This window comes from Bacillus sp. USDA818B3_A (genome assembly GCF_009928415.1).
Lineage (GTDB): Bacteria > Bacillota > Bacilli > Bacillales > Cytobacillaceae > Neobacillus.
On sequence record NZ_JAABNN010000013.1, the window covers coordinates 26,756 to 39,573 of the forward strand.

Here is a 12,818-nt window from a genome sequence, read left to right on the forward strand (position 1 = left end):
TAACGGGGCATTTCTCACTATTTATCTGTCACTTAATTTCTAATACGTGACTCAGTATCTACATCAAAGAAATGAGCTTTATTTAAGTCGAATGCAAGATCTACAGCATCTCCAGGATGAACATCTGCACGAGAATCTAAACGGGCAACGAAATCTTGTCCACCAAGGCTGGAATATACCATTAATTCAGCACCTGTTAATTCTGCAACATCGATATTGGCTTTAATCTTTGTGCCAGCAGATGCTTCGATAAATACAGGCTCATCATGGATATCTTCAGGGCGTACGCCAAGAATGATTTCTTTTCCAACATAACCTTGTTCACGAAGGGTCTTCATTTTTCCTTCAGGAACAGTAATGGAAGTAGTGCCAATTACGAATTTTCCATCTTGTAGTTTACCATTAAAGAAGTTCATTGCAGGTGAGCCGATAAAGCCGCCAACAAAGACGTTCTCTGGTCTTTCATAAACTTCTTTTGGAGAACCGACCTGTTGAATTATTCCATCCTTCATAACAACTAAACGAGTCGCCATTGTCATCGCTTCTGTTTGGTCGTGGGTAACGTAGATAGTAGTTGTATCAAGACGACGGTGAAGCTTTGCAATTTCAGCACGCATCGCCACACGAAGTTTTGCATCAAGGTTTGATAATGGCTCGTCCATTAAGAATACTTTTGCGTCACGGACAATCGCACGTCCTAATGCAACACGCTGGCGCTGACCACCTGAAAGTGCTTTAGGTTTACGAGTTAAGTAAGCTTCTAAGCCAAGAATTTTAGCTGCTTCTTTCACGCGGCGGTCGATTTCATCTTTAGGGAACTTACGTAATTTTAATCCGAATGCCATGTTATCATATACAGTCATGTGCGGATAAAGAGCGTAGTTTTGGAATACCATTGCGATATCACGATCTTTTGGAGCTACATCGTTCACTCTTTTTCCATCGATATAAAAATCACCTTTTGAAATATCTTCTAGTCCAGCAATCATACGTAGGGTGGTAGATTTACCGCAGCCTGATGGTCCAACGAACACGATAAATTCCTTATCTTCGATATGCAAGTTGAAGTCCTCTACTGCAGTTACTTTATTATCGTAAACTTTATAGATATGATCTAATTTTAATTCAGCCATTTTTTTCTTCCTCCCTGAATAAGTTGTACCTTTAGTTTACAGGGAGTGAAAACATTTACATATAGACAGGTTGCACAAAAAATGAAAACGCTTTTTTGGGCATGTTGTCACATCTGTTGTTCAAATAAAAGACAAGCCATGAAAACCGTGAACGCCCCATAAAAATCCTTAAGGCCAATCCCCGTCTTTTCGCTGAATTTATCAATCCGATATTGCAGCGTATTTCGATGTATATATAATTTTTTAGCTGTCATACTTGCATTTAAATTGTTTTCCAAAAATACCTTAATGGTTGAAAACATGTCAGGGTCTTCCTGAAAGAGCTCGATGATATCCTGGCTGATTTTTGCAATTAGTTCTTGTGGTAAAGAAAATGCTAAATAAGCAGGGAACACTCGTTCAAAAGAAAATATTTTAGAATGAATCAAACGAGAAGCCGCAAATGTGAAAAATTCCTTTTCTTGAAGAAACTTAATCGGTAATTCTTTTGCGAATGCACTTGGTTTACCAATATAAAATGAAACTTTCACATAGAAATCACTTTCTAATGTTTCAGACATGGAAACAATCTCTTCTTCTGAAAGGGCCATCGTATTTTTCTCTTCAATCACAATCCCTCGGTTTCCACTTTCCCAAATAATGATCACATCTTCAGTGAAAAAACCTTTTAAGGCTGATTCTATTTCAGGTTGATTTACTTCCACTCCATTAATGTTGAATTGAATGATTCTTAATGTATTTGCGGTGAAATGACTTGGTATAGGACCATTTGATAATAAAAAGTCATGCCATGCTTTAATTGTTGGATGCAGGTTGGAACTAGGAAATTCCACTAACGTATATAGTGATTTTAGAAGGGATATTTCCCGCTCATTGAGTTCGGTTTTAGGAATACCTACCCATTCAGTTTCTGATTCATTACAGAAGTATAAAAAACGATCAGAAGGACTTTCAGGCTTGCTGGAAAGAAAGAAGGAATTTTGGTAGAGCGGTAATAGTTTTTTTATCATGTTGATTCCCCATTATAAAAATTTTCAGGCTTTAGTCCTTATTATACCAATTGTAAGGCACAGCATAAAAGATTAATGGCTGTACCTTATTTTTATCGGTACAGCCATTATGCATTATTCTGTTTCAGCAGGCGGTTGTTCTTTAGGAAGATCATGCGCTTCCTCAATGTTGGCGGTATCATAGCGGGAATGAACCGACCCGCCGGACAATCCTTCATTAATCATACGGTCGACATCCACATAGGCTTTATCTCTGCCTTCAAATGCGGATTCTTGATTGGTTAAATGATCTTTATTCAACCCATTCACCTTTCCTCTCTGAAAAAAGTTATCCTTAGTTTGCGGGAAAAAATGGGTTTTCATGCATTTTGTGAAAGGTTAAGGAATAAGCGGCACAGATGCTCAATTTTCTTTTCGTCGATTGCTGCTTCATCAAAACTCATTGGTTTCGAATTCACTTCGTATATATAATACCGGCCATTTTTGCTTAAGCCTGCATCAATGGTAAACTCACCAAAGAAGCCATAATGGCTGGAAAGCACTTTGCCGGCATTAGAAACGATTGTTTGGAATAATTCATCTTGCTCTTTAGATTGGAATAATTCATAAGGAAGAATTTTTCCTCCCGATGGGATATGCGTGGTGACATCCTGCTGTTCGGAAAGTCTAATTCCTACCCCGGTAAGTAAATATTCTTCATGATGGGAATGAGCTAAAATTCGGAAATCAAAACGGCTCCCGTCATATTCCGAGGAGTCTATTTCCTCCTGGGCTAAATAGGATTTTCTGAGTAAATCCCTATTCCATTCCATCCAAAACTGTTCGAAGGATTGGTAGTATTCTTGGCGTTTGATGCCTTCAAGTTTCAGTTTTGAAGGCCCGGCAAGTCTTAAGCGAAATATTCCTTTTCCTTTTGAGGATTGGGCAGGTTTTAGATAAATGCTGCGAAACTTCATTAGAAAACCGAATAGATCCTCTGGTTCAGACACTAAGATGGTTTCCGGTATATAATTTTTAAGGATAGTGTCGTTTTTAAATAGTTGATAAAGTTCATATTTGTTGATAAAACAAGGGTTAAAAAAAGGGATTTTTTTTTCCTTTAACAATGAAAAGAACCTTTGACTTATTTCATCCTTTTCTGAAGATCGAAATGGGATCCGATTATAAACAAGATCAGGGAAAGGGAAGCAGTCCTTTTTCCAGCAATTATGCTCCGGAGAATAGACATAACCATAGATTACTTCATCTTCCACGTCTTCTGGTATAAAGACAAAGCTTATTCCATTGAGAGAAATAAGCTTTTTTTGTATTGCTATGAAGAGGGGGCCATTTCCGGCGATGGTTCCATCTGATTTTCTCGAGGTTACGATTCCGACCAGGGGTTTAACTTTGGTACTCATTTAAATAATTCCTCTGGGTGTAATAGAGACTGCTCTGTTAAAAAAACGGCAAACGCAATCGATAATTTCCTTGTTAATAAATCAAATTCTTTTAGTTCAGGATGACTAAAGATAGACCTGCCGGGTTTTGAGTTAGCTTCAAACAGCCAAACATCTCCGTTGCGATCAATGCCTAAATCAAATCCGATCTCCCCGATAATCCCTTCAATCGTCTGATCAAGTGCTTTACTTAACAATAGTGCAGCAGTGCTAAGTTTTTCTGTATAAATTGCCGCTTCTTCTTCTGGAAAAATCTCGTTAATGGTTTTGATCACTCCACCGCTTCGTGCATGGGTAGTTACACTGCCTTGGCCGGCAATTTTTCCAGCAATGGCGGTTACACGCCACTCACCGCAATCGTCTTTATTGGTATGGACACGGAAATCCACCGAGCGCTGGTCTTTTCGCAGTAAATGAATCCCTTGCTGAACAAGCATTCTTTCAAGTGATTGATCGCTGAATACAGATTGGAATAATTGTTCCAGGCTCGAGTATTTTCGTAAGCGGTTTTGACCTGTTTCATCCTGGTAGCGGCAATAATAATGTTCTGTATGTTTATCATAGATGACTTGATGAACTCCATGCCCAAGGCTTCCATTTCTTGGTTTGATATATACATGACCATACTTGGAGAGCATCGTTTCGATGGCGGAAAAGGATATAAAGGGAAAAGTTTCCGGCAAGTATGGGGTAACAGTTGTCTCCTGCTGAAGTTTTTCATAAATATCTAGTTTATTAAAAAATCCGGGATTGTACCATGGAATTAAATATTCTTTTTGAAGGCGATTTTTAACCTTAATTAATTTGGGATTTTCCTCACTTTTTCTATTCGGAAGGCGATCATAGATGACATTAGGAAAAGGGACTTCTACCGTTCTCCAGTTCTCATCGTGAAAAAAATATCCTTCAATCGTTCCTTGCTCCCAGTCAATATGCTGCTCACCGAATACAAATGACAGTGTGCCGACTGAACGATTGACAGATAACAGTTTTGAAAAAAATGAGGTTCGTTCTCCGATTGGCTGATCAGGGTACGAAGTGAACCCCGCTGTAAAGATACCAACTAATGGCCCAATTGAAAGAACCTCCTCTTCCACAAACGCGTGTAAAGGGACATTGAAGTTAATAAATTGGATTTCTTCTTGAATTTTCTTGCTGATTGCAATGCGGTCATTTTTGTCTGGATGAGGTAAGAATTCAGCTTCCATCGATTTTGATCCAAAAGCAATTCTCTTTATCTTCTTATTATCAATTAATTTGGGCGGGCAAAAAACAATTAATTGATCATTTTGAGCTACCTCAATGAAATAATGTTTTCTCATAATAGACCTTCCTTTCCGTCGGTCCTGTTATTGATAGAAATTTGCCGTACTGCAGTGGCTTGGCAGAAAGAGTTTCTTGTAATTCAGGATTCGTGGATAATACAACTTTCCTTCCTGGTTTGGAGTTGATATCGAGAATCCAGATGGAACCGTCTTTGGCGATGCCGATATCAACCCCAATTTCAAATAGCGGCATGAAAGCTGATTCTAAAATGGAAGGGAGGCGGGAGATAATATAATCTAACTCCTGTTTTAAAAATTCACCTTTTACAGGCTGAAGAGCGGTGAGCCATTCTTTAAAGGAAATAACGGATCCTCCCGCAGCTAAGTTAGATAAAATTCCGCCCGTATTTCCAATTCTAATTCCCCGGCCCTGTTCCTCCCATTGTCCTAACTCATTTTTTTGTAGGAGAAACCGTATATCAAAGGGCTGATGTTCTTTATTAGACAGCTCAAGATAGGGCTGGAGTAAATAGTTTCGATGCTTTAATAGCTGGTTTAACCATTGGGTGAGCTTGGCTTCATTGGGGAAAATCCGTGAAATAATTCGTTTTTGTTTTTCCGTTTTCACATGGAAAGTTTTTTCATTTTGCTTTAAGTAGTAAATTCCATAGCCTTGAGATCCATTTATCGGCTTAAGAATAATCTTTTTCTTTGCCGCCAACTCTTCTAAGACCTCTTCAACATCGGTAACTGCCTGTGTTGCAGGTAAGTAGGATGATAGTGAGGTGTTTTTTAATGCATGATACAATTCCAGTTTATTAGGCAATCCATAGCCTAAAAAGGTTATATCACTTCGGCTCTTAAGCCAGGTTACAATTGGCAGGCATTGTTTGGAATGTTCATCCTCTCCATAAAAACATCGATCGTAAATGATGGCTGGGATAGGAGCTTCACAATCAACCCAGGTTTTTGTTTGTGGAACAAACTTCCGCCCTCTAGCAAAAAGTGTGTGTGGATTAATTTCTGACGGAATAAACCTAAATACTTCCATACCAGAGGCTTCAGCATGAGAAGCTATCTCATTTATATATGAATTTTCACTTTCTAGAGATAATGACAAAATGCCGAATGTTAACACGTTTATAAATCCTCCTTCATATCTGCTGAATCAAATGTAAGAATAGTACATAACTGAATAATGGCTTTTGCAGAAGGTCTAATTTTTGTTAAACCATCCTCAAAGTTTTTGGATGGCTTAGAATTCACCTCAATAAGCCATGGTTTTCCTTCCTGGTCTACACCGATGTCGATGCCTAATTCTCCAAAAAGACCTTGTGAGTTTTGGCTGATAATTCCTGCAGTTTCCAGGGCTAGCTCCTTCATGAGTGCTAGTGCCTCAATAGCCTTTTCCTCGTTAAACGTTGTTCTTAGGGCATTTAATGGTCTTGTAAGGGTTCCGCCTCTTGCCAAATTAGAGACAAACTCTTGTTTTGCTGCAATCCTTGCCACTGTCGAGGTCACTTTCCAATGGTTATAGGCATTCTGGTGGCAAAGGACACGGAAATCCATCGCAGCTGATTGATGTGACATTAACGGGATCCCTTGTTGGATTATATAAATTCGATTATGGATTAGCGGCTTGACCAGCTGATAGAGTTCATCAAAGGAGAATTTTTCTCCATTTCCAGAAGGCAGGGATTTTAACGAGGTTTCAAGGGAGTAGTAGAGAGTGGACTCCCGTTTCACTTTGATAATATTTCTTCCTTGACTTCCATGGATTGGTTTCAAAAATAGGGTTTCATATTTTTCTGTCATTTGATAAAAATGGTCCTGTGAAAATAGCTTGGTTTCCGGTATATAGAAATCTAGCTGCGTTTCTTTTAGGCAGTTATAAACTTCCCATTTTGACAGGAAGCGGTCATTAAAAAAGGGAATGGATAATTGTTTGATATTTTGCCGAAATTGTTTATATTCATTTTTAAACTCTAGCACTCTAGAATGAATTCGATTATAAATGACATCGGGTGCTGGGAGATGTGCCTTGACCCACTTTTCGTTTTCTAAGAAGTATCCCTGCTTTAAAAACTGGTCAAAAGAGAATATATAGAAAAGACCACCTTTCTCCCTGACTCCTTGATTGATTTCCTCACAAAACAAATGAATAGAACGAAATATTGCTTCATTGTCGTTTCTTGCTTCAATAGAATCCGTTAACAGAGCTATGACAGGTCCCAGTTTTAACGTTAGAAGGCCTGGAAGAAACATTGCCTGCATTTTTAGATGCTGTATGGGTAAGTAAAGGGATTCCATTAATTCTTCGGACACATGGATTGTATTCTCAGGTAAGTCAGCGGATTGGACTATCACTGGTATAGATATTCGGCCGATGGAAATTTTTATCTCCCGTTTATTTATTTGAAGCTGTTTAAATAGATGATCAGGCATTTGAATCACATTTATTTCATTTTGTGTCCTTTTTTTCGGTTCGATTAAAATAGGGATTAACGATAGTGACATAATCACTCCTCATTTTTTTTCTAGAATGATGGGCATTAGTTGATATAAGTAACTTATGTAACTCCATAAGGAATGGTGATTTGAACATTCTCGCAATTAAATGAATAGTTTGTTATAGTTGTTAAGATGTTTATTATAAAGGAGTGACTTAGGATGGCAGTTAATTTATTCGATTCGGCTTATGCATTAGAAACGGCAATTCGCCAAAGTGAAGAGTATATACAATTAAAGCAGGCATATAACGAAGTAAACGCAGACCCACAAGCAAAACAAATGTTTGAGCAATTCCGTCAGATGCAAATGAATTTACAACAAAAGCAAATGATGGGCCAAAATATCTCTGAGCAGGAAGTTCAGCAGGCACAATCGACTGTCGCTCTTGTCCAGCAGAATCAAAAAATCGCGCGGATGATGGAAGCAGAACAGCGAATGAGCATGATTATCGGGGAACTAAATAAAATTATTATGAAACCGTTGGAAGACCTATACGGAAACTTATAGTTAATGAAGCCTTCAGTCCTTTAAAGCTGAAGGCTTTTTGCTTTTTTGTTCTATAAAAGCGTGAAAAGTCATAAAAGTGATATAAAGGGCAATTCACCAAGAACAGGAGGCAACATAATGATTTATCGCTTACTTGCGCTAAATATTGATGGAACGCTTCTACAATCAAATGGGAAGATTCATAAATCAACAAGAGAAGCAATTGACTATGTACAGCAAAAAGGAATCTATGTAACCTTGGTTACCTCACGAAGCTTTCCTTCAGCTAAGAAGGTGGCTAAGGCGTTAAAAATAACAGCACCACTCATCACTCACCAAGGAGCCTTTATTGCTAGTAAGCTGGAAAAACCCGTTTATGTCAAAAGGATTAATGAGGATATTACGTATGATACGATTCGTTTTTTAGAGGGGTTGCCATGTCAGATTCGCCTTGTGCATGAACAGTATTCGTTAGCTAATAAATTAAAGCTGAATAATCAGCTGCTGGCGAAGACCGTATTTACCTCAGGAGATCCCGTTTTCTATTCTCAGCAATTTGTGTCTTCACTTAGTGAATACTTGCACGACCAGCCGGTAACGCCTCCTAAAGTAGAGGTTTACTTTGAAGATGAGCGAGACCTGAACGATGCAGCCCTGGCCTTACGAAAGATGTTTACGGAGATTGATGTGATTCAATTGGATTCACTCCGGCTCGATATCGTACCAGCAGGTGTTTCTAAACTTACGGGATTATCTTATTTAGGAAATCAGCTGGGTATTAAAAAGGATGAAATGGTATATATCGGTGACGGACTAGATGACATTCCGTTAATTGAAGCGGCTGGGCTAGGGGTTTCCATGTGGAATGCCGACTTTGAGGTAAAAAGGGCATCCGATTGGGTAACTCGATCAAATAATGAACAAGGTGTCGCATATATGGTAAAAGAGCATTTCCGTAAGCAGCAGCCAATTGAGTTTTTAAGGAAAATGAAAATTATCAAAAACTGATCATGAAGAGATATCATGACCTGGCTGTGGAGCATAAGTAAATTTATTGATTCCGTAACAGGAAAGATCACTCACTTTGCAATTCCTAAAGACCCTAAATCTTATAATGATAATTTTGAGGCATACACCCAGGATAAACTAAATATTTTAGATGAATTATTCTCAGAAAAAGATTCTCCAGCTTAACACAGCTGGGGAATTTTTTTCGCTTGTGGATAACTGTTAATAAATGGACTGTCGACGTCCAGCTCCAGCGCCTAGCCCCTCGATGGTCTACAGCCAATCCGTCCAAAAGGTTAAAAGGCAAACCTTTCGGCCGGCTCGTCTTATGCTTGTCGGGGCTGTTCAAGGCGCTTGCGCTTTTGTTTTTTGACAAAATTTCTAATATTTTGAAATCTTGTTTTTATTATCCTTCATTCCCTATATAATGAAAGTGAATGAGTAAAAAAGGGGGGATTCCCATGTCAATAAATTATGTTACAGATAAGGTGAATTTACGGATGAATGGCCGAGTTGCCACAATTGAATTAAACCGGCCGGAGGCTTTGAATGCATTGGACACAGATGTCATAAAGGGGTTAGTCAGCAAACTGAAAGAGATAAGTTTGTCGGAAGAAGTCGACATTGTGGTGTTAACAGGAAAAGGAAGGGCCTTTTCATCAGGAGGGGATATTAAAACTATGGTCTCCAATAGGAATGAGAGTGATTTCTTTTCTGTGATGGATTGGATTAGTGAATTGATTATTACTCTGTACAGCCTCCCAAAACTGACTATTAGTGCGGTATCAGGAGCAGCAGCTGGTCTTGGATTCTGCTTAGCGCTCGCAACGGATTATATTATAGCTGACAAAACTAGTAAGCTTGCGATGAATTTCATTGGAATCGGCCTGATTCCAGATGGCGGAGCCCACTTCTTTTTAGAAAAAAGATTAGGGGAAACGAAGGCCAAGCAGGTTATCTGGGATGGAAAAAAATTAACTGCTGAAGAGGCATTAAATTTGGGCTTGATTCAAGAGGTGGCGGAAGGTGAACTGCAGGAAACTCTTGAAGCAAGGGTTCAAGATTGGCTGAGCCGTCCAGTTCAGGCTATGATTAAAACCAAAAAAATAATGGCAGAAAAGAATCGGCCGCAGCTCCTAAAAGTATTGGAATTAGAGAAATACGGCCAGCAAAAAATGCGTGAGACATTAGACCACAGAGAAGGTATACGTGCGTTTATCGAAAAAAGACAACCAAATTTCATAGGAAAATAGTGCAATAAAGAAGCCCTCGGGCTTCTTAGATTATATAAATCTACATTGAAAATTGTCCAGCTCCAGCGCCTAGCCCCTCGAGGTCACAAGCCAAGCCGTCCAAAAGGTTAAAAAGCAACCTTTCGGCCGGCTTGTCTTGTGCTTGTCGGGGCTGACCAAGGCGCTTCCGCTTTTAAATCTAAGAATGAAACAGCAAGAGCTTTCCGGCAGGTGAGGTTAATCGGTGAGTCTTTTCTAGCAGCTGTTTCTCTAACAATAGTTGTTCCCCTTGTTTCTTTGCCGCCTCATCATTTTCAGCTTGAAGACTTTCATCTAAAATTTTTTCTCCATTTGCTTCGAAGGCAGTTAATTTATAAGTTTTCATTGATAATCCTCCTTGAGTAATCAAATGAATGAAAGATGTTATATAATCTATTTTCACACAATTCAGTCAAGTTTACAAAAAAATAGATTGAAACCAAAATTTGGTATAATCGTATTAGTTTAAGGAAAGGAGTGTGTGATATGGGGCTTAAACTTGAGCACGTAACCAAACGGTTTGGACAATTTACCGCTGTTAACGATTTGTCATTAACGATTCCGGAAAAAGAAATGTTTGGTTTCTTAGGGGCAAATGGGGCAGGAAAAACTACAACATTTCGAATGATATTGGGGCTCTTGGATAGTACGGAAGGCACCATTACATGGGACGGTAAACCAATCAATTATTCCACTAGCCATCTGGTTGGCTATCTTCCAGAGGAACGGGGCTTATATCCAAAGTTAAAAGTCCGTGATCAGATTATCTATTTAGCTAGATTGAGAGGAATGCCAAAAAACGAGGCCTTAGCAGAATTAAGATTGTGGCTCGAGAGATTTAAAATTCAAGAATATGAGAACAAAAGGGTGGAAGAACTATCTAAAGGAAATCAACAAAAGATCCAATTTATCGCAGCGGTCGTTCATAAACCAAAATTATTAATCTTGGATGAGCCGTTCAGCGGGCTGGACCCGGTCAATGTCGAGATGTTAAAGGAAGCAGTTCTCTCTTTGAAAGAAAATGGAGCAACCATTGTATTTTCAAGTCATCGGATGGAACATGTGGAAGAAATGTGTGAACATCTCTGTATTATGCAGAAAGGAATCCCGGTTGTCAGCGGATCTTTAAAGGAGATTAAGCGTGACTTCGGCAAAAAAAATCTCGTCATACATGCAGATTTTTCTCTTGACTCATTAAAGGCTTTTCCTGGAGTAGTAAAATCCAAGCTTACAATGGAGGGAATTCAGTTGCAGGTTGAAGGGGAGGAAATTGCCGAGAAGATTCTTAAAGAGATTGTTAATAGCGGGTTTATCCGCAGGTTTGCTCTTGAAGAGCCATCCTTAAATGACATTTTTATTGAGAAAGTAGGTAATTCATATGAATAGTTTTTGGATTATCTTATTTCATACATATGTTAACAAACTTAAAACAAAATCGTTTCTTATCACTACATTATTAACTGTAATGATTGTATTAGTTATTACTAATATTAATAGTATTATTGATTTATTTGATAAGGATAGCGGCAGGGAAAAAGTTGCCGTAATCGATCAATCAGGGCAATTATTTGATCCATTAAAACAGCAGGTAAAACTTGTAAACAAAGAGATTGATTTAATTATTTACGAGGGCAGTGAAGCACAAGCGGAAAAATTAATCGAAAAAGGTGAAATTGCAGGGGTCATTCAGCTTCGCCTCAACGATCAAAAATTGCCGGAAGCAGTCTTTAAAGCAATGAGTATCGCAGATTCTTCTTTATATACCGATCTCCAAACGAGTTTACAGCAAGTTAAAACCATGCTGGCTGCCTCACAGATTCATTTAGAGTCCGCTCAGCTTCAAAAACTATATGAACCGGTTTCCTTTAAAAAACTTGCTCTTGAGAAAAATGCAAAAACGGAGGAAGAACTAAATCAGGCAAGAGGATTAGTTTATGTCCTGTTATTTGTTATCTATTTCGCTGTGATTATGTATGCAAACATGATTGCGATGGAGGTGGCAACAGAGAAATCTTCACGGGTGATGGAGATTTTAATTTCAAGTGTGTCTCCAATTAAACAGATGTTTGCGAAAATTGTAGGCATAGGATTATTAAGCTTAACACAATTGGCCGTGTTCTTGGTGGTTGGTTATCAATCATTTACGAGAAATATGGACGCATTAAAGGATGGATTCTTTGGTGTTTACGGGTTTGGTGATATTCCCTTCGCAACCATAACTTATGCAGTCATTTTCTTTATCCTTGGTTATTTTCTATATGCTACATTAGCAGCCTTTTTGGGGTCACTTGTCAGCCGGATTGAAGATGTTCAGCAAATGATTACACCAATGACTTTATTAGTTGTGGCAGGCTTTATGATAGCGATGTTTGGGCTCGGTAAGCCGGATGCTCCATTTATTACTGTAACCTCCTATATCCCATTTTTCACACCGATGATTATGTTCTTGCGTGTAGGTATGCTGACAATTCCTGCTTGGGAGGCGATCACAGGAATTGTGATCTTAATTGTGACAATCACCATACTGGCTATTTTTGGTGCCCGTGTATATCGCGGCGGTGTTTTAATGTATGGAAAGTCTAACTCCTTTAAAGATATTAAAAAGGCATTACAATTAACTAAAAACCGTTAATTTATGGAGCTTTATCAATTATTTGATAAAGCTCTTTTATTTTTAGGAACATGCATTCGCGTT

General features: G+C 38.6%; 13 protein-coding genes and 1 pseudogene. 6 read left to right on the plus strand and 8 right to left on the minus strand.

Going from position 1 to position 12,818, the window contains the following annotated elements; all coding sequences use genetic code 11:
• Nucleotides 1-32: 32 nt before the first annotated feature.
• The 7 genes from GXK58_RS18205 to GXK58_RS18235 form a co-directional block, all read right to left on the minus strand.
• A complete protein-coding gene (locus GXK58_RS18205; protein WP_160724599.1) occupies nt 33-1,133 on the minus strand; it encodes an ABC transporter ATP-binding protein in 1,101 nt (366 codons plus the stop codon).
• A 107-nt stretch (nt 1,134-1,240) separates the two neighbouring features.
• Nucleotides 1,241-2,143 carry a PucR family transcriptional regulator gene (locus GXK58_RS18210; protein WP_160724600.1) on the minus strand — a complete coding sequence of 301 codons (903 nt, stop codon included), beginning with the start codon at nt 2,141-2,143 and terminating at the stop codon, nt 1,241-1,243.
• A gap of 114 nt (nt 2,144-2,257) precedes the next feature.
• Nucleotides 2,258-2,443, minus strand: a complete 186-nt coding sequence (locus GXK58_RS18215) for a hypothetical protein (RefSeq protein WP_160724601.1) — start codon at nt 2,441-2,443, stop codon at nt 2,258-2,260.
• 59 nt (nt 2,444-2,502) lie between these two features.
• Nucleotides 2,503-3,543 (minus strand): YheC/YheD family endospore coat-associated protein, encoded by a 1,041-nt coding sequence (locus GXK58_RS18220; protein ID WP_160724602.1) that lies wholly within the window; start codon nt 3,541-3,543, stop codon nt 2,503-2,505.
• A complete protein-coding gene (locus GXK58_RS18225) occupies nt 3,540-4,904 on the minus strand; it encodes a YheC/YheD family endospore coat-associated protein (RefSeq protein WP_160724603.1) in 1,365 nt (454 codons plus the stop codon). Before GXK58_RS18225 ends, GXK58_RS18220 begins: the two co-directional genes overlap by 4 nt.
• The gene (locus tag GXK58_RS18230; protein WP_160724604.1) at nt 4,882-5,985 is read right to left on the minus strand and encodes a YheC/YheD family endospore coat-associated protein; all 1,104 of its coding nucleotides are present in this window, start codon (nt 5,983-5,985) and stop codon (nt 4,882-4,884) included. The genes GXK58_RS18225 and GXK58_RS18230 overlap by 23 nt, the downstream gene beginning before the upstream one ends.
• 2 nt (nt 5,986-5,987) lie before the next feature.
• Nucleotides 5,988-7,364 (minus strand): YheC/YheD family endospore coat-associated protein, encoded by a 1,377-nt coding sequence (locus tag GXK58_RS18235; protein ID WP_160724605.1) that lies wholly within the window; start codon nt 7,362-7,364, stop codon nt 5,988-5,990.
• A 153-nt stretch (nt 7,365-7,517) separates the two neighbouring features.
• Here GXK58_RS18235 and GXK58_RS18240 point away from each other — a divergent pair, with 153 nt between their 5' ends.
• From GXK58_RS18240 to GXK58_RS18255, 4 genes and pseudogenes are all read left to right on the plus strand, one after another.
• A complete protein-coding gene (locus tag GXK58_RS18240) occupies nt 7,518-7,865 on the plus strand; it encodes a YlbF family regulator (RefSeq protein WP_160724606.1) in 348 nt (115 codons plus the stop codon).
• 117 nt (nt 7,866-7,982) lie between these two features.
• Nucleotides 7,983-8,852, plus strand: a complete 870-nt coding sequence (locus GXK58_RS18245) for a Cof-type HAD-IIB family hydrolase (RefSeq protein WP_160724607.1) — start codon at nt 7,983-7,985, stop codon at nt 8,850-8,852.
• Nucleotides 8,853-8,874: 22 nt separating this feature from the next.
• Nucleotides 8,875-9,038: pseudogene (locus tag GXK58_RS18250) on the plus strand (coproporphyrinogen III oxidase); the annotation flags it as partial.
• A gap of 275 nt (nt 9,039-9,313) precedes the next feature.
• Entirely contained in the window at nt 9,314-10,105 is a 792-nt protein-coding gene (locus GXK58_RS18255) for an enoyl-CoA hydratase (RefSeq protein ID WP_160724609.1), read from the plus strand.
• 178 nt (nt 10,106-10,283) lie between these two features.
• Here GXK58_RS18255 and GXK58_RS18260 read toward each other — a convergent pair whose 3' ends face one another.
• On the minus strand, nt 10,284-10,469 hold the full coding sequence (locus tag GXK58_RS18260; protein WP_160724610.1) for a YhzD family protein: 186 nt from the start codon (nt 10,467-10,469) through the stop codon (nt 10,284-10,286).
• A gap of 140 nt (nt 10,470-10,609) precedes the next feature.
• Between GXK58_RS18260 and GXK58_RS18265 the strand changes: the two genes are divergently transcribed.
• Together GXK58_RS18265 and GXK58_RS18270 are read left to right on the plus strand one after the other, a co-directional pair.
• Nucleotides 10,610-11,509 (plus strand): ABC transporter ATP-binding protein, encoded by a 900-nt coding sequence (locus GXK58_RS18265; protein ID WP_160724611.1) that lies wholly within the window; start codon nt 10,610-10,612, stop codon nt 11,507-11,509.
• On the plus strand, nt 11,502-12,755 hold the full coding sequence (locus GXK58_RS18270; protein ID WP_160724612.1) for an ABC transporter permease: 1,254 nt from the start codon (nt 11,502-11,504) through the stop codon (nt 12,753-12,755). The genes GXK58_RS18265 and GXK58_RS18270 overlap by 8 nt, the downstream gene beginning before the upstream one ends.
• Nucleotides 12,756-12,818: the final 63 nt, after the last annotated feature.